The sequence below is a fragment of the Pseudomonas sp. SDI genome, assembly GCF_003105155.1.
GTDB lineage: Bacteria > Pseudomonadota > Gammaproteobacteria > Pseudomonadales > Pseudomonadaceae > Aquipseudomonas.
Map to the genome: position 1 here is coordinate 114,609 of NZ_QETK01000004.1, position 17,499 is coordinate 132,107.

Sequence of the window (17,499 nt, forward strand, 5' to 3'; positions counted from 1 at the left end):
GCGAGGCCCCTGTGCCGGGTACGCACAGGGGCCTCGACGAGTGGATACTGTCGCGTTAGCGCGCGATCTTTTTCGCCGCACGCATATGCACAAACGCGCCCATCAGCGCCACGACAATCGCCGCCGCGCCAGTGGAGAACACCAGCACCTGATAGTCAGGCACGAAGGCCATGCTCACCAGGCAGCCGACGATGAACACGATCACCAGGTAGGTCAGCCACGGGAACAGCCACATCTTCAAGCGGATTTCCTTGCCTTCGGCTTGCAGCTTGCGGCGCATTTTCAGTTGCGAGAAGGCGATCACCAGGTACACCAGCAGCGCAATCATGCCAGTGGTGTTCATCAGCACGTCGAGTACGTCTTTCGGACGCAAGGTTTCGCTGAAGTTGATCAGGGCGACGAATACCGCCACCGAGCACGAACCAATGATGGCGAACACCGGCACGCCGGTACCGGCACGGGTGATCTTGAAGAACGACGGCGCATCGCCACGGGTCGACAGCGAGAAGAGCATCCGCGACGCGGTGTAGTGCGCCGAGATCAGGCAGCTGCTGACCGAGGTCAGTACGACGAAATTCATCACCAGCTCGGCGCCCGGAATACCCAGCAGTTCCAGGGTGCGGCGGTACGAGCCATAGCCCGACTGGCCCATCAACGGGTCGTTCCACGGTACCAGGGCGACGATCAGGAAGATCGAGCCGACGTAGAACAGGCACACCCGCCAGACCACCGAGTTGGTTGCCTTGACGATCTGCTCGGAAGGGTTTTTCGATTCAGCGGCAGCGATAGTGACGATTTCCGCGCCGAGGAAGGCGAACATCACCCCGAGCATGGCCACTACCACCGACTCCATGCCGTTGGGCATGAAGCCCTGCGCCGTGAGGTTGCTGAAACCACTCACCTCCCCGGCCGGCCAGAGGTTCACCACCGCCATGCCACACACCACCAGGAAGCATATGATCGCCACCACCTTTATCAGGGCGAACCAGAATTCGAACTCGCCGTAGTGCTTGACGTTGAAGAAGTTGACGCTGATCAGCACCAAGGTGGTCGCCAGCACGAACACGTTGACGCTAATCGACGGGAACCAACCGTGCAGGATCTTGCCGGCGACATAGGCTTCCCAAGCCATCAGGATCACCCAGAACCACCAGTACAGCCAGCCGATGGTGAAGCCGGCCCAGCGGCCGATGGCGCGCTCGGCATAGGTGGAGAAAGAGCCGGTGTCGGGCGACGAAGTCGCCATTTCGCCGAGCATGCGCATGATCAGCACCACCAGGATGCCGCCTGCCAGATAGGCCAGGATGGCGGCCGGGCCGGCGCTATGGATCACGCTGCCGGAGCCGACGAACAAGGCGCCGCCGATAACCCCGGCAATCGACATCATCGTCAGGTGGCGCGATTTGAGCGAAGCGCTGAGCTTGCTCTCGTGCTCCACCTTCGCTGTGGAAGTGGTTGTGGATGTTGCGTCCATCGAATAGCTACCTCGTGTTCTTTTTATGCAAGGAAACTCGTGAAACCGCTGGCAAGGCGTGCTTTAGCTAGCGATTACAGGCCCCTAATGTAAAAATGTATGACACTTTGAGCCATGCACAGCGCGAGGAAATATCCACTGCACTGTACAGGCCGCCCATGCAATACACCGTGTTTCCCTACAGGCGCCCGGCGTTACGCACACCTGAAGGCTTCGTTTGCCCATGCTTGAATTACACCCCGACGCCTCGCCGCCGCTGGTCAACCAGATCATCAACGGGCTGCGCGACCTGATCGAGAACCAAACCCTCAAACCCGGGGCCAAAGTGCCGTCGATCCGGGCATTTGCGGCTACCTATTCGGTGAGCACCTTTACCGTGGTGGAGGCCTATGACCGGCTGGTGGCTCAGGGTTTGCTCGTCAGCCGTGGCAATGCCGGGTTCTTCGTCAACCGCTCGGCGGTGGAACTGATCGAGAGCCAGGCCAGCGAGCCGCTGCCGGGCAAGCCGGAGTTCAATTCCGAGTGGTACCTGCAACAGATCTTCGAAAGCCGGCAATTGGCGTTCAAGCCCGGTTGCGGCTGGTTGCCCAACGACTGGATGTTCGAGGATGGCCTGCGCCGTGGCATGCGCCAGGTGGCCAGCAGCGTGCTGGAGCTCAGCGGCTACGGCGACCCGATGGGCCTGATGGAACTGCGCACGTTGACCGCGCAGAACCTGCAGCAGGACTTGCGCATCGTCGCCAATCCGGCGCAGTTGATGCTCACCCACGGCGCCAGCCAGGCGCTCGACCTGGCCGTACGCACGCTGGTGCGGCCTGGCGATGTCGTGCTGGTGGACGACCCGGGCTACCCCAACTTGATGAGCATCCTGCGTTTTCAGGGCGCGACCTTGCTGGGGGTGCCACGCACGCCCAACGGCTACGACCTGGATCACCTTGAGCGGTTGCTGGAGCATCATCGACCGACGGTGTTCTTCACCCAGCCGCACCTGCACAGCCCGACCAGTTCGCGCACGCCGCTGGCGCAGTTGCATCGGTTATTGCAGCTAGCGGCGCAGCATGGCTTGCGGCTGGTGGAAAACAACCTGTACGCCGACATGATCGCCGAGCCGCTGCCGTGCCTGACCAGCCTCGATCATCGGCAGCAGGTGGTGTATGTGGGAAGCTACTCGAAGAGTATTTCGCCCAACGTGCGGGTCGGTTTCATGCTGGCCAACCCGCAGTTGATGCAGCAGTTACTGCAATTGAAGATGCGTTCGGGGCTGACCACTTCGCAGGTGATGGAACGGGTGGTGTATGCGGCGATCACCGATGGCCGCTGGCGCAAGCACCTCAAGCGCCTGCGTCAGCGCTTGGCCGAGGCCCAGCAGGAGGTGGCCGCGCAGTTGACCCGGCTGGGTTTCGAGCGGTTCATCGAGGGCGATGAAGGCATGTACCTGTGGACCCGCCACCCGGCGATTCCGGACAGCGCGGCGTTGATCGACGATGCGCTGGAGCAGGGCATCATGCTCGGCCCTGGGCAGCTGTTCATGGTGGATGCCCAGGCGACCGGCTGGATGCGCTTCAACGTGGCATTCAGTACCGAGCCGGCGTTGTGGGAGAAGCTGGAGAAATTGCTGGTGAAGCATGTGCGGCGGGATGGGCTTTAGAAACGCGGCGCTTTTGTAGGCGCTGTTTTCAGGCACACTCTACGGCAGCTAATTCCCTAGTGAAAGGACTTCACCGATGCCATTCCCAGCAACAGAACACGCTGCCCTCCTCACCCTCAAAGGCGTTGGCCCCACCGTCATCGCCCGCCTCGAACAACTGGGCATTTCCTCCCTGGCCGATCTGGCCCAGGCCGCCACCAACGACATCCTCGCGCAGGCCTCCGCGCTGGTCGGCTCCACCTGCTGGAAAAATAGCCCGCAAGCCCGCGCAGCCATCGACACGGCCATCGCCTTTGCCAAGCAGAACAGCACCTCGGCGCCCTAGCCAGGTCCGCCCCGCGCTGGCCGCAAGCGCCTTGAGCTGCGCCAGGCGCGGAAAGCTCAGCGGCAGGTCATCCGACAGATGCTCCAGCCGCTGCCGATAGCTGCGCAGAAATACCTGCCGCGCCTCATCGCTTATATACGGCACATGCCAGGCTACAAACGGCTCCAGTACCTCGAAACCGACGTACGCCAGCGTACCGCGCAGGATCGGCCGCAGCATGTCCTCCAGCGGCCCAGAGCAGCTTGTCCAGCTCCTCTTCGCCCCACTCCGAGGCCAAAGCCGCCTTGCAGGGAATGCTGCAGCGTAGCGCCAGGACCTGATATTTCTGCCAGTAGGCAGGCAGGGACACCCGGTTTAGGATCACTTGGTGCGAATGGCCCACCTGCCGGAGAAGTGCAATGCTAAAACTCAGTTGGCCTGCGTCCAGCCTGCTGCTCTACCAGCACGATGCACTGGACCGCATCAGCACGCTTGCCATCTCAGGTTCCGCGCTGGTTCAGCGCTTCTACGACGACCAGTACCTACGAACGGAAACGCGTGCGATGCGAGGCACGAGCTACTTCAGACAGGGTAACCAGGTACTCGCCCTGCACGAAACCGAAAGCACTCGACTGCTGGCCTTGGACTCACACGCTTCATCCCTCATCGGCCTTGACGCCGGTCAGTTGCGATCACGCGCCTACTCGCCGTATGGCCACAGCCCCCTCGATAACGACAGCCTGGCGGGTTTTAATGGTGAGCCCATCGAGCGGGAAACCGGGCATTACCTGTTGGGCAAGGGTTACCGGGCCTACAGCAGTGCGATGATGCGTTTTACCCGTCCGGACAGCGCCAGCCCGTTCGGCCAGGGCGGGCTGAACAGTTTTGCTTACGTACTAGGCGACCCGATTAACCACACCGACCCTAGCGGACGCTTTGCCCTACGCGCGATAGCGAAGTTGTTCTGGAGGCCCGGGCTTGGCAGAAGGGCGAAACAGTTCGTCGCTGAAGGTACTGGCCTGGGTGAGGTCCCACACAAGCAGCTCAAGCAACTGGTCCAAAGCCCCCGGTTCCGCCCACAAGGTCGCCCCGGGCCGCTGCCGGCGCTGCCGAGGCATGCGCGGTTCCATCCACATTTCCCGTTTTCACAGGCGTCCGGCGGCGCACAATACCCCATCTACGAAGCGGCCATGGTCGCCGCCATACCGAGGAGAGTCTTTGGTACGAGCATCATACTGCGTCACCGCCCCGCTCCCCCTCACCGTCGCTTCGACGCCACCGCCTTCCGGCCTGGCGTTTTAAAAGCCCCAACGAAGCAGTTCAAGATCCTGGAGGACGACGCAGTAAAAGACGCTTCAAGAATTAGATTCGGAAAATTCGAGCGCTGGGACTACCCTCCGGAGAGTGACTATTGATTCGATAAGGACATCTTGCCAATGCCGCAACTGCCCGACCCAACCGCCAACGAGAGCACGTACCCCTAGCTCGCCAGCGCCGCGATTGTCGGCGCCAGCCCCCGCGCAGCGTGCAAATGGCCGGTATGCCCAAGGTGCATTTCGAGCGCGGGTACGCCATGACCGGGTTCAACAACTTCGCCCTGTTCACCGTGCGCCCGAGCCTGGACAACAGCCATACCGGAGTGCTGGTGGAACTGCATTGGTCCAATGGCGCGGACGGCGAACTGAGCAAGCGGCGGGTGCTGTTCAAGTAGCGGCGGCGGTCGCGCTCGGCCACCGCTCGTCGGACATGCCATAACTGTGCTATCACCGCCCTGGCGCTCGGCGCCGTCCCTGCTTAACTGACGGAGCTGCCAGGCAGGCAGCTCAGCGCCCAGGGAGGGTGATCGACCACGTTGCACCTCGGCAACCCCTGAGTCTTATGCTCGGGGCCGAGCCGGAACGCACCGTCTTCGCAGCAGGCAATCTGCGCGTGACGGTGATGCGCAGGTGGCAACGCAGCGCGTGAATACCCCCCCAGACGTCACAGGAAGTCGCCCGCCAGAAACAGCCCAAACGCTTGTTTCCACTCATTGTTTGCAATGGAGGCACCATGACTGACTCAGTACAAGCACCCGTAGGACTGTTCCCGCTGTCCTACGTCATCGGCACCGACGCAGCCGGCGCCCAACGCCTGCTGCTCGACCTGCTGGTCTACACCCCCGAGCGCACCGTCAACGGTCATGCGCACATTACCCAGGCGATCAACCCACCGCTGGACTTGCAGTTGAGCGCCTGGGGCAGCTACAGCTACCTGACCGTAGTGCCGGTCAGCCAGGGCAAGATCCTGATCACCGCACAGGGCAACCACGGCGGCCCCACTGCCAACTCGATCGTCGCGTTCAAGCTGCACCTAGTGGTCGACAACGACTGGAAAACCGGCGTTGCCAGTTATCAGTACCTGAACAATGGCCAATGGGTGTCGGTCAACCAGGTGCCGGCCAAGCTCGACAGCTCGCGCATCCAGGAGGCCGGCACGGTCGACAAGCAGGCACGCCTGCATGCCGCGACCCAGGAGGCAGCAATCGCCGGCGGCAACCTGGTAGCGCTCAGGGCACTGGCCGGCGGCGACGCCGGACAGGCACTGAGCAATGCCATCGATTCGACCAAAACCGCTTCCGGCAAAGCCGGCAAGTCCAGCCGCGCCTGACCAGACAAGGAGTCAAACCATGCCAGCAATCGGACTGTTCCATACCCGTCTCACTGTCAGTAGCGGCCTGCTCGGCGCGCCGGTACTGACCCTCGACCTGGTGGTCAACACACCACAGAAGCGGGTCTCGGGCATTGCCCGGATTTTCCAGAGCACCAACCCGCCGCTGAACTTCAAGGCGCAGGTGTGGGGGGACTATTCGGAGCTCACGCTCGGGGCCAAGGGCGAGGCGCACATCGTGCTGGACCTGACCGGCAGCCCGAGCGGCCCGCTCAGCCAGATCGCGCAGACCTTCCATCTGGACGGCATCCTGGCCGGCGACTGGGCCAGCGGCACCGCCAGCTACCGCTACGCGGTCAACGGCCAGTGGCAGGAAGTCGCGCACGCCCACGTGCGCCCCGCCCCGACTGAAACCGCACAAACACAAAAAGAGGCCAGCGAACGTACCCGCAGCCGTGTGCATGCGGCCATCAGTCAGTTGGAAAGCGCCTAAGCGCTGAAGGCACAGGGCAGCCTGGAGACCCAGGCTGCCCTGCCGTGGCTTAGGCCACGAACGAGAAGAGGATCGCCGACAGGGTGATCAGACCGATCAGTACCACGAACAGGTTCGACGCCTTGCCCGAATACTTGCGCAGCGACGGCACCTTGTGGATGGCATACATCGGCATCAGGAACAGCAGGCAGGCGATGATCGGCCCGCCGATGGCTTCGATCATGCCGAGGATGCTCGGGTTGAGGGTCGCTACCGCCCAGCAGGTCAGCACCATGAACAGTGCGGTCAGTTGCTCCAGGCGCTTGGCCGAGAGTGACTTGCCACGCCCACGCAGACTTTTCACGATCAGGCCCTGGAAGCCTTCGCTGGCGCCGATGTAGTGCCCGAGGAACGACTTGGTGATAGCCACCAGGGCGATCAGTGGCGCGACGAAGGCGATCATCGGCGTCTGGAAGTGGTTGGCCAGGTACGACAGGATCGAGATGTTCTGTGCCTTGGCCGCAGCCAGGTCGGCCGGCGACAGCGCCAGCACGCAACTGAAGCAGAAGAACATGACCGTCAGCACCATCATCACGTGGGCCACGGCCAGGGTGCGACCGCTTTTCTCGTCGGCGCGCTCGCCATAGCGGTGTTTCTGGTCGACGGCGAAGGCCGAGATGATCGGCGAGTGGTTGAACGAGAACACCATCACCGGAATCGCCAGCCACAGGGTCTTGAAGAACAGCCCCGGGGCCATGCCCTCGGCGGCCTGGGCGAAGAAGGCGCCGTTCCAGTTGGGGATCAGGCTCACGGCCAGCAACAGCAACGCAGCGACGAACGGGTAGACCAGCAGGCTCATCACCTTGACGATCAGGCCCTGGCCACTGCGCACCACGATCATCAACCCGCAGATCAGCAGCAACGCCAGCAGCGCCCGCGGTGGCGCAGTCATCTGCAGCTGGTGTTCCATGAAGCTGGTCAGGGTGTTGGTAAGGGCGACGCTGTACACCAGCAGGATCGGGAAGATGGCGAAGAAGTAGAGCAAGGTGATCAGTTTGCCGGCACCGACGCCGAAGTGTTCTTCGACCACTTCGGTGATGTCTTCATTGCCGCTCTTGCGCCCGGAGAGCACGAAGCGAGTCAGCCCGCGGTGAGCGAAGAAGGTCATCGGGAAGGCCAGCAAGGCCAGCGCGAGCAGCGGCCAGAAGCCCCCGACCCCGGCGTTGATCGGCAGGAACAGGGTACCGGCGCCGATGGCGGTGCCGTACAGGCCCAAGGCCCAGGTGGTGTCGTTGCGGGTCCAGCCAGTGCTGCTTTGCGCAGGCGCAGCAGCGCCCCCACGCAAGTTCGTGGTGCTGTTTACATCAGTCATCGATTTCGCCTTGTAATTGTTTTTGTTGCCTATGAACAACTTGCTGGCTGGCGATTGGTATCGCCAGCTATCTACTCAACACTCGACGTAGCTGACCGCCAGCCCGCCGCGGGATGTCTCCTTGTAGTTTTCGTGCATGTCGGCGCCGGTATCGCGCATGGTGCGGATCACTCGGTCGAGGGAAATGAAATGCTCGCCGTCGCCGCGCAGGGCCATCTGCACGGCATTGATCGCCTTCACCGCAGCAATCGCGTTGCGCTCGATGCACGGCACCTGAACCAGCCCGCCGACCGGGTCGCAGGTCAGCCCGAGGTTGTGCTCCAGGGCAATCTCCGCCGCGTTCTCCAGTTGCTCCGGGGTAGCCCCGAGCACCTCCGCCAGGCCCGCTGCGGCCATCGAACAGGCCGAACCGACCTCGCCCTGGCAGCCGACCTCGGCTCCGGAAATCGAGGCGTTCTTCTTGCACAGAATGCCCACCGCCGCCGCGCTGAGGAGGAAATCGACCACGTTGTCGTCGCTGGCCTCGGGCTGGAACTTCATGAAGTAATGCAGCACCGCCGGGATGATCCCCGCGGCGCCATTGGTCGGGGCGGTCACCATGCGCCCGCCGGCGGCGTTCTCCTCGTTCACCGCCAGGGCGAACAGGTTCACCCACTCCATGGCGCTCAGGGTCGAGCCGATCACGTTCGGCTTGCCCAGTTCGAGCAGGCTGCGATGCAGCTTGGCGGCCCGCCGCTTGACCTTCAGCCCGCCAGGCAGGATGCCCTCGTTGCGCAGGCCGTTGTCGACGCACTCGCGCATCGCCGCCCACAGTTGCAGCAGGCCGCGGCGGACCTCGGCTTCCTCGCGCCAGGCCAGTTCGTTGGCCATCATCAACTGGCTGACACGTAGCTTGTGCTGCTTGCACAGGGCCAGCAGTTGCTCGGCGCTGTCGAAGTCATACGGCAGCGAGACCTGCCCGGCGGCCGTGTCGGTCGCGCCGATTTCACTGGCTTCGACGATGAAACCGCCACCCACCGAGTAGTAGGTCTGCTGCAACAGCAAACCGCCGGCGCCGCTGGCTTCCAGGGTCATGGCGTTGGGGTGGTAGGGCAGGCTCTCGTCGAGCAGCAACAGGTCGTGCTGGCAGTCGAACGGGATCGGCTGGCTGCCGTCGAGCATCAGCACACCGCTGTCCTGCAACTGCTGGATCCGCGGTTCGATGCTATGTGGATCGATACGATCCGGCCATTCGCCCATCAGCCCGAGCAGGCAGGCGCGGTCGGTGGCGTGGCCGACCCCGGTGGCCGATAGCGAGCCATACAGCCGCACCTCGACCCGCCCGGTCTGGGTCAGCAGCCCCTGTTGCCGCAGATTCGCGACAAAGCTGGCAGCCGCCCGCATCGGGCCGACGGTATGCGAGCTGGACGGCCCGATACCAATTTTGAAAAGGTCGAAAACACTGATAGCCATACTAATGCCTGCACACTCAGGCGACGGATGTCACCCTGCGGCGTTGGGTAAAAATTGAAGGGTGTCGCGAAGTTGCGCGATACTGCCGCGCTCGTCCGACAATGACCAACGAAAATTCCTAAGCAAGGCTTTAGCAGGGCTAAACCATGAAACGCCTGATGAATGGCCAGATGTATGTCTGGTTGAACGTGTTTGCCTGTGCCGCGCGGCACCTTTCCTTCACCCGCTGCGCCGAGGAGCTGCACATCACCCCCGGCGCGGTCAGCCAGCAGATTCGTCAGTTGGAGGAGCGCCTGGGCTTTCGCCTGTTCCTGCGCCGTGCCCGTGGTGTGGAGCTGACCGCCGAAGGCCAGCGCCTGGCGGTGACGGTCAACGAGGCGTACGGCAGTATCGAGGCGGAATTGTTGCGCCTCGACGCCGGGGAGATCCGCGGCACCTTGCGTCTGCGCTCGATCCCCTCGTTCCTGGCCAAATGGCTAACCCCGCGCCTGCCGCGATTGCAGCAGCGCTTCCCGGACATCCAGTTGCGGCTGGTGGCCGAGGACAGCAACCAGGCCCTGCACGAGGGCGACTTCGACCTGGCCATCGACCTGAACGACGGCAGTTATCCGGGCATGCATTCGACACCGTTGCTGGACGAGGAAATCTTTCCGGTCTGCTCGCCGGCACTGCTGCGTGGGCGGCCACCGCTGCACGGGCCGGCAGACCTCGCGCATTACCCACTGCTGCATGACATCACGGCCTGGCGCGGCAGCTCCGAGTATGCCGAGTGGGAGTTCTACCTGGAGGCCATCGGTGCCAGCGGGCTGGACGTGCGCCGTGGGCATACCTTCAACCGCAACCACCTGACCATCGAGGCGGCCATTGCCGGGATTGGCGTGGCGATTGCCCGGCGCACGCTGCTCAACGACGAGCTGGAGCGCGGCACCCTGATCGTGCCGTTCGGTTTGCCGATCGCCAATCACAAGCGCTATGTGCTGCTGTATTCAGCGGGCACCCTGGCCCACCCGAGTGCGCGCGCGGTGCATGACTGGCTGGTGGAAGAGGCGCAGGTGTTTCGCGCCCTGCATGGCGCCTCGGCTAGCGTGCAGCCTGCCTGAGGCAGTTGGCTGGCGCTGCGCAACAGAGGCCGGCACGGCCATTATTCCGTCCGGCTTACCGCTTGCGCATCCGCAGACGGCGTCACCACTTCACTCAAATCGATATGCTTGAACAGTGGCTTGGCCCCCAGCCGCGCATTGAAGCGCGTGTTGAAGCTGAACGGGTCTTCGGTCGGCACATCCAGCGCGCGGCCATAGATCGCCTGCACCGCCGCCGGCTCATAACCGAGCAACTGCAGCAGGGTCGGGAAGATGTTGTAGTGGCTGGAGCGGTCCTTGTTGGCCGCCAACGGCCCCTGCCAATCCAGGGTCTTCAAGCCGGCGCCCTGGATCACCACCAACGGTACCAGGCCCTCCTCCTCGACCGGATCGCTGTCGCAGTGGGTGTTCAAACCAGGGTTGCCACGCTCGTGCAGGTCCTGGCCGTGGTCCGAGGTATAGATCACCACTGCCTGGCTCAAGTCGCCCTGGGCGAACAGCCGCTTGAAGAATTCACCGACATTCCACAGCAGGCTGTTCTTGTAGGAATTACGGTACAACACCCAGTCGTCCGGCTGGCCGCCGAAACCCTCGCGCTGCCCGGTGTCGGTAACCTCGGTGTACTGCCCGCGCGGCAGCGCCGGGCGGTAGGCCATGAACCCATCCGGGTACTTGTCGTGCACCGGGAAATGCACGCCGACCTTATTGATCACGATCAACTGCGGCTTGCCATCCGCCAGCAGCGCGACCAACGTGCTCAGCGCCGCCATGTCGCGCTCGACCACTGGGGTCGCATCGAACTGCACGAACTGGTCGATATCGCGTTTTTCGCTTTCGTTCATCAGGTTCTGCAGGTTGCCAGCGGTGCGCTGGGCATCGATGTACACCGTGCCGAGCCCGGCCGCCTTGGCATACTGCCAGATCGACGGCAGGGTCGAGTTGATCCGCAGGTAATCCTCGCGGGTGCCACCAAAGCGCAGGGTGACGTTGGTGTCGGCGCTGCAATTGGCAATCGAGGCGGCGTAACCGAAGTTGAACAACGCCAGCCCCGGCTGCGCCTGGTTCAGGTTGCTGTGCACGCCGTTCGGGGTGTTCAGGTCCAGGTAATTGCCGGAGACACTCTCGTCGATGATCAGCACGATGTCCTGCGCCAGTGCCGGCCCACGCCGGGCCAGGGTCACCGGTTCGCGCGGGCCGACGCTATTGCGCAGGGTCTCGTAGGTAAACAGATTGAGGTAGGCCAGCGGCGTATACATTACCGGCAGGCCGCGGGCGCCTTCGCCGGCGCGCACGAACAGCACCCCGGTCAGCAGCGCCAGCGCCAGCAATGGCGCGGCCCACGGCAGCCCCCGCGGCAGGCGTGGCGCAGCCCCCGGCTTGAGGCCGAGCCCGAGCAACAACAGCAAGGCCTTGGCCAGCGCCGCCAGTATCACGCGGTGATACTGGTCGAACGCCTCGCCGATAAAGCCGCCGGAATACACCATCGAGACGAAGGCGCTGTAGGTCAGGTAGTCGGCGGTAATCTGCGTGTAGGCATCGAAGAACACCGCACTGGCGAAAAATACCAGTGCCACCGGCCAGCGCAACCCGCCCTGACGGATGTTCGCCGCTAGCCACAACGCCAGCACCAGAACAGCGAACATGCCGGCATAGAGCACGATCGCGGTGCTAACGCCGAGCGCCTGCACACGTTCCAGGTAGTAGCCGTAGAAGCTCGCCAGGTAGCTGACCAGCAGCACGCCCTTGATGATTCCGCGCATCGCGCCCTCGCCAGAAAACCCCTCGGCAACGCCAAGGTTCTTCCACACCGTAGCAGCCGGGAAACAAAGCGCAAATCGGTAATCGTCAAAATTATGACGAACTTACAACGCCTGTTTTTGACAATTCGAGAATGTGAAATCGATACGACGGAAAAACAGCCCCCCGCTTTAAACGCCTTGTTTTCCGTGACTTACGACCGTTCATCGCTTGACGGTGCGAGCAACTGCCAGTGCTTTTGCGCGCTAAGGTACGGATTAAACACAGGTTGATGGCAAATCGCTGCATAAGCTGGCGCGTGTAACTCCAACGAAACATGCCATCGATTTGACACAAACTTCGAGGGCTGCGCTATACAGAAATCACGCCGTTGTTTCATCTCCTTTACTCCATACGAGGCACGCCGACATGGACGTGAGCGTATTTGGCACTGGCTATGTCGGTCTTGTACAAGCGGCTGCCCTGGCAGACGTGGGGCACCGGGTGTTGTGCGTGGATATCGACACGCACAAGATCAGTCAATTACGCCAGGCGGTCCCGCCAATCAGCGAACCCGGCCTGTCGAGCATGCTCGAGGAAAACATCAAGGAAGGCCGCCTGCTGTTCAGCACCCAGGCCAGCGACGCCGTCAGCCACGCCGAACTGATCTTCATCGCCGTCGGCACCCCGCCCGACGAGGACGGCTCGGCCGACCTCTCGCATGTCCTCGGCGTGACCGCACAGATCACTGCGCTGATGGACACCGATAAAACCCTGATCATCAAGTCCACCGTCCCGGTCGGCACTGCCGACAAGGTCGCCGCACTGGCCCGTAGCGAACTCGACCGCCTGGAAAAGACCACCCTCACGGTGCGCGTGGTGTCCAACCCAGAGTTCCTCAAGGAAGGCAGTGCCCTCGCCGACTGCATGCGCCCCGACCGAATCATTGTCGGCACTGGCGACGAGCAGGCCCACGACCAGTTGGCCGAGCTGTACGCGCCGTTCTGTCGCAACCATGAAAAGCTGATGTTCATGGACAACCGCAGTGCCGAACTGACCAAGTACGCCGCCAACGCCATGCTCGCCACGCGCATCAGCTTCATGAACGAGCTGGCCAACCTCAGCGAACACCTGGGTGCCGATATCGAGTCGGTGCGCAAGGGCATCGGCTCCGATCCGCGTATCGGCTACCACTTCATCTATCCGGGCTGCGGCTTTGGTGGCTCGTGTTTCCCCAAGGACCTGCGTGCCCTGCTGCACACCGCCGAGCACAACGGCATGCCGCTGCGCCTGTTGCAAAGCGTCAGCGAGGTCAACGATGCGCAACGGCAGATCCTCTTTCGCAAGCTCAAGGCGCGCTTTCCCGGCAGCCTCCTCGGCAAGTCCATCGCGCTCTGGGGCCTGGCCTTCAAGCCGAACACCGACGACATGCGCGAAGCCCCCAGCCGTTACCTGATGGAGGCGCTGTGGGCCGAAGGCGCCACCGTGCGCGCCTTCGACCCGGAAGCCATGGCCGAATGCCGGCGCCTCTACGGCTACCGCGACGACCTGCAACTGTGCGCCACCCGCGACGACACCCTGGAAGACACCGATGCGCTGGTGATCTGCACCGAGTGGAAGAACTTCAGGGTGGTCGATTTCGCCCTGCTGGCGAAAAAGCTGCGGGCCCGGCTGATCATCGACGGGCGCAACCTGTACAACCCCGACCAGGTTGCCCAGCATGGCCTGACCTACAGCGGCATCGGCCTGCGCCACGTTCAGCCCGAGGTGCCGGGGCCATGAAGATCCTCGTGACCGGCGCCGCCGGCTTCATCGGCGCTCACTGCACCTTGCGGTTGCTGCGCGACGGCCATACGCTGATCGGCCTGGACAACTTCAACGACTATTACGACCCGGCCCTGAAGGAAGCACGGGTGCGCTGGGTCGAGGCCGAGGCCGGCCCCTTCGCCCTGCACCGCATCGACCTCGGCGATAGCAGCGGGATCGACGCACTGTTCGCCAGCGAACGCCCCGAGGTGGTCATCCACCTGGCCGCCCAGGCCGGCGTGCGCTATTCGCTGGAAAACCCGCGCAGCTACATCGACAGCAACCTGGTGGGTTTTCTCAACATCCTCGAAAGCTGCCGCCGTCACCCACCGCAGCACCTGCTGTACGCCTCGTCCAGCTCGGTGTATGGCAGCAACCAGCACATCCCCTATTCGGTACAGGACGCGGTCGATCATCCGCTGTCGCTGTACGCCGCCAGCAAGAAAGCCAACGAGCTGATGGCCCACAGCTACAGCCACCTGTTCGGCTTGCCCTGCACCGGCCTGCGCTTCTTCACCGTATACGGCCCCTGGGGCCGCCCGGACATGTCGCCGATGCAGTTCGCCACGGCGATCAGCCAGGGCCAACCGATCAAGCTGTTCAACCATGGCCAGCACCAGCGCGACTTCACCTACGTCGACGACATCGTCGAAAGCCTGGTGCGCCTGATCCCCCTGGCGCCCAAGGCCGAACCGGACTGGGACCGCGAGCACCCGGACCCAGCCAGCAGCCATGCACCGTGGCGGCTGTACAACATCGGCGGGCAACGCCCGGTGGCGCTGCGCGACTACGTCGCATTGCTGGAAAAACACCTGCAGCGCAAGGCCGAGATCGAGCTGCTACCGCTGCAACCGGGCGACGTCATCGACACCTGCGCCGAGGCCGGCGCGCTGGCCGAGGCCACCGGCTTTACCCCAAGCATTTCCCTGGATGAAGGGCTCGGGCGCTTCGTCGCCTGGTTTTCTCAGCACTACCCGACAGCCGCCGAGTGCAGCGCCCGGGTGAACGGACTGGCACCGGCAACGGCGCCTGGGCAGCATCGGAGGGTGGTATGACCGGACAACCCAAAAGCGCGCAGATCCAGGCCCTGCGCGAGGACAAACGCATGGACCCGGCGCACCGCATGCGCATCGACGCGGCGGTGCACATGCAAGGCCGTGGCTGGCTCACTGGGCGGCCTGGCGGGCGGCCCTGGACCCTGTCGCGGACCAACCGGGTGGTCGCCTGCTTCGGCGCCCTGCTGATCCTCACGCTGATCTCGCCGCTGATGCTCGGGCTGGCCGCGCTGGTCAAGTTCAGCAGCCCCGGCCCGGTGCTCTTCGTGCAGAAACGCACCGGTTACCGCGGGCGCACCTTCGGCATGTTCAAGTTCCGCACCATGGTGGCCAATGCCGAGGCCTTGAAAGAGTCGCTGCGCCACCTGAACAAGCACGGTGCCGAGTCCATCGACTTCAAGATCGACAAGGACCCGCGGGTGACCACGATAGGCCGCTGGCTGCGCCGCAGCAGCCTCGACGAACTGCCCAACCTGTTCAACGTGATCCGTGGCGACATGCGTCTGGTCGGCCCGCGCCCGACCTCGTTCAACGCCTACCGCTACAAGGACAACCACCTCGCGCGGCTGAGCATTTACCCCGGCATGACCGGCCTCTGGCAGATCTCCGGGCGCAGCGACATCGACTTCGATCAACGAGTCGAGCTGGACTTGAGCTACATCGCCGAACAGAGCTTGAGCCTGGACCTGAAAATCCTCCTCAAGACCCCCTTCAAGGTTTTCAGCGGCCACGGAGCAAGTTGAGATGGACGGTTCTACTTCGAGAAGTTTGACCATCGCTACGCCAAGCGAAACCAACCTGACCTCCACCGTGCTCGACGAGGACCAGCGCACGCTGCTCCTGACGGCGGCCAACACCGGCAGCGGCACCAGCACCAGCACCCTGGCCTTCGCCAGCCAGCTGGCGCTGATGAGCGGCGCTTCGGTGTTGCTGGTGGACGGCAGCCCTTCGGGCAACAGCCTCAGCCAGCAGCTGAAACTGGAGAAACAGCGTGGCTTCAGCGACCTGATGTTCGACATGGACACCCCGCCCCTGCTGCAGGACTGCATCGTGCGCCTGTCCGACCAGCCATTCGACATCCTCCCGGCCGGCATCCACAAACGCGGCAAGGAACGCCTCAACCCCGACCTGCTGCGGGTCCTGCTGCGCCATCTGAGCGATCAGTACCGTTTCGTGGTGATCGATGGCGAAGCGATCTACGCCAGCCCCGACAGCCTGGTGATCGGCACCCTGGTCGATGGCGTGATCCTGGTGGTCAAGGCCGAGGACACCCGTTGGGAAGTGGCCCAGGCCGCCGCCCAGCGCCTCAGCCAGGCCGGCGCCAAGCTGATCGGCAGCGTGTTCAACAAGCGCAAGTACTACATGCCCAAGTGGCTTTACAACAACCTCTGAGCAGCCCCGCACAGGACGACGACATGAACGCAAGAACCTTGTTTTCCCTGCTTGCGCTGCTGCCCCTGGCGGCATGCACCACCCAGGAAGCCAGACAGATGCCGGTGCAGATCCTCACCGCCGCGCCGGCCAACGCCCAGGACACCGAGCTGCCGCGCAGCGAACAGGTGCTGCGGCCGCAGGACGTGCTCGATGTGATCTTCCATATCAGCACCAGCGGCTCGGACGTGTACCGCATCCAGTCCGGCGACACCGTCGGCTTGAGCTTCATGGCCGCCAGCTCGCTCAACGGCAACCAGCTGGTGCTGCCCGATGGCAGCATCGAACTGCCCAGCGCCAATACCTCGGTGAAAGTCGCCGGGCTGACCCCGGATCAGGCCCGCGCGGCGATCCAGCAGGCCTACCGCAACAAGAGCCTGTTCCAGCGCAACCGCGACCAGCTCACCGTGCAGGTGATCAGCCCGCTGACCAACGAACAGAACCTGAAAAGCGCGCTGAACCACCCCGGCACCGGCATGAGCCGGGAAATCACCGTGGGCACCGACGGCCACGCCAGCTTCCCGGAAATCGGCTCGATTGCGCTGCAAGGCATGACCGTCAACCAGTTGGAAACCTACCTGAACAAGCGCTATGCCGACCTGCCGGGGCGGATGACCGTCGACGTGCTGCTCAAGTCCACCGCAGTCAACGAGATCTACGTGCTCGGCGAAGTCGGCCAGCCCGGCAGCTACCCGATCCGCCGGCCGGTGTCGGTGCTCGAAGCGCTGACCCTGGCGCGCGGCCCGAGCATCAAGGCGCGGCTCGATTCGGTGGTGATCATGCGGCGTACCGGCAACCAGGTGCAGGCGGTGCCCTACAACGTCGAGGAGGCCCTCGACGCCAACGCCGCGCAAGTCGCCTACCTGCAACCGGACGACATGCTCTACGTGCCCAAGACCCGCCTGGCCAGCGCCGGCGAACTGGCCCGGCAACTGGCCGATGTGGTGCTGTTCCAGGGTGTCGGCTTCAGCTTCGCCTATCGCGTCGACAACAAAGGCAGCAACAACTAATCAGGCGGGTACC

General features: G+C 63.4%; 16 protein-coding genes and 1 pseudogene. 12 read left to right on the forward strand and 5 right to left on the reverse strand.

The genetic code is table 11. The features are described 5' to 3' along the window. Positions 1-55: 55 nt before the first annotated feature. Positions 56-1,474, reverse strand: a complete 1,419-nt coding sequence (locus DCO48_RS03895) for an amino acid permease (protein ID WP_116549299.1) — start codon at positions 1,472-1,474, stop codon at positions 56-58. Positions 1,475-1,697: 223 nt separating this feature from the next. On the opposite strand from DCO48_RS03895, the gene DCO48_RS03900 reads away from it, so the two are divergent. Together DCO48_RS03900 and DCO48_RS22890 are read left to right on the forward strand one after the other, a co-directional pair. Further along, entirely contained in the window at positions 1,698-3,122 is a 1,425-nt protein-coding gene (locus DCO48_RS03900; RefSeq protein ID WP_116549300.1) for a PLP-dependent aminotransferase family protein, read from the forward strand. Positions 3,123-3,198: 76 nt separating this feature from the next. Further along, positions 3,199-3,447 (forward strand): helix-hairpin-helix domain-containing protein, encoded by a 249-nt coding sequence (locus DCO48_RS22890; RefSeq protein WP_116549365.1) that lies wholly within the window; start codon positions 3,199-3,201, stop codon positions 3,445-3,447. A 36-nt stretch (positions 3,448-3,483) separates the two neighbouring features. On the opposite strand, the pseudogene DCO48_RS03910 reads toward DCO48_RS22890, so the two are convergent. Then, positions 3,484-3,681, reverse strand: a pseudogene (locus DCO48_RS03910) (flavodoxin family protein); the annotation flags it as partial. Positions 3,682-3,845: 164 nt separating this feature from the next. Between DCO48_RS03910 and DCO48_RS03915 the strand changes: the two are divergent. The 4 genes from DCO48_RS03915 (at position 3,846) to DCO48_RS03930 (ending at position 6,565) form a co-directional block, all read left to right on the forward strand. Further along, the gene (locus DCO48_RS03915; RefSeq protein WP_116549301.1) at positions 3,846-4,841 is read left to right on the forward strand and encodes an RHS repeat-associated core domain-containing protein; all 996 of its coding nucleotides are present in this window, start codon (positions 3,846-3,848) and stop codon (positions 4,839-4,841) included. Positions 4,842-4,957: 116 nt separating this feature from the next. Further along, a complete protein-coding gene (locus DCO48_RS03920) occupies positions 4,958-5,137 on the forward strand; it encodes a hypothetical protein (RefSeq protein ID WP_116549302.1) in 180 nt (59 codons plus the stop codon). Positions 5,138-5,475: 338 nt separating this feature from the next. Continuing rightward, positions 5,476-6,072: a DUF1842 domain-containing protein gene (locus DCO48_RS03925; protein WP_116549303.1), complete on the forward strand. Its 597-nt coding sequence runs from the start codon at positions 5,476-5,478 to the stop codon at positions 6,070-6,072. Between the two features lie 19 nt (positions 6,073-6,091). Next, positions 6,092-6,565: a DUF1842 domain-containing protein gene (locus DCO48_RS03930; RefSeq protein ID WP_116549304.1), complete on the forward strand. Its 474-nt coding sequence runs from the start codon at positions 6,092-6,094 to the stop codon at positions 6,563-6,565. Between the two features lie 49 nt (positions 6,566-6,614). On the opposite strand, the gene DCO48_RS03935 is transcribed toward DCO48_RS03930, so the two are convergent. Further along, entirely contained in the window at positions 6,615-7,916 is a 1,302-nt protein-coding gene (locus tag DCO48_RS03935) for a serine/threonine transporter (protein ID WP_116549305.1), read from the reverse strand. A 75-nt stretch (positions 7,917-7,991) separates the two neighbouring features. Beyond that, the gene (locus DCO48_RS03940) at positions 7,992-9,368 is read right to left on the reverse strand and encodes an L-serine ammonia-lyase (protein WP_116549306.1); all 1,377 of its coding nucleotides are present in this window, start codon (positions 9,366-9,368) and stop codon (positions 7,992-7,994) included. Between the two features lie 146 nt (positions 9,369-9,514). Between DCO48_RS03940 and DCO48_RS03945 the strand changes: the two genes are divergently transcribed. Continuing rightward, positions 9,515-10,468, forward strand: a complete 954-nt coding sequence (locus DCO48_RS03945) for a LysR substrate-binding domain-containing protein (RefSeq protein ID WP_116549307.1) — start codon at positions 9,515-9,517, stop codon at positions 10,466-10,468. Between the two features lie 41 nt (positions 10,469-10,509). Here DCO48_RS03945 and DCO48_RS03950 read toward each other — a convergent pair whose 3' ends face one another. Next, on the reverse strand, positions 10,510-12,207 hold the full coding sequence (locus DCO48_RS03950; protein ID WP_116549308.1) for a sulfatase-like hydrolase/transferase: 1,698 nt from the start codon (positions 12,205-12,207) through the stop codon (positions 10,510-10,512). A 406-nt stretch (positions 12,208-12,613) separates the two neighbouring features. Here DCO48_RS03950 and DCO48_RS03955 point away from each other — a divergent pair, with 406 nt between their 5' ends. From DCO48_RS03955 to DCO48_RS03975, 5 genes are read left to right on the forward strand one after another with little or no spacing between them, the layout of a single operon-like run. Continuing rightward, complete coding sequence (locus DCO48_RS03955) at positions 12,614-13,966, forward strand: UDP-glucose/GDP-mannose dehydrogenase family protein (RefSeq protein ID WP_116549309.1); 1,353 nt, start codon at positions 12,614-12,616, stop codon at positions 13,964-13,966. Beyond that, the gene (locus DCO48_RS03960; RefSeq protein WP_116549310.1) at positions 13,963-15,045 is read left to right on the forward strand and encodes an NAD-dependent epimerase; all 1,083 of its coding nucleotides are present in this window, start codon (positions 13,963-13,965) and stop codon (positions 15,043-15,045) included. The genes DCO48_RS03955 and DCO48_RS03960 overlap by 4 nt, the downstream gene beginning before the upstream one ends. Continuing rightward, positions 15,042-15,788, forward strand: coding sequence for a sugar transferase (locus DCO48_RS03965; RefSeq protein WP_116549311.1), 747 nt, complete (start codon positions 15,042-15,044; stop codon positions 15,786-15,788). The genes DCO48_RS03960 and DCO48_RS03965 overlap by 4 nt, the downstream gene beginning before the upstream one ends. A gap of 1 nt (position 15,789) precedes the next feature. Further along, on the forward strand, positions 15,790-16,437 hold the full coding sequence (locus DCO48_RS03970) for a CpsD/CapB family tyrosine-protein kinase (protein ID WP_116549312.1): 648 nt from the start codon (positions 15,790-15,792) through the stop codon (positions 16,435-16,437). Between the two features lie 23 nt (positions 16,438-16,460). Further along, entirely contained in the window at positions 16,461-17,486 is a 1,026-nt protein-coding gene (locus DCO48_RS03975) for a polysaccharide biosynthesis/export family protein (RefSeq protein WP_116549313.1), read from the forward strand. Positions 17,487-17,499: the final 13 nt, after the last annotated feature.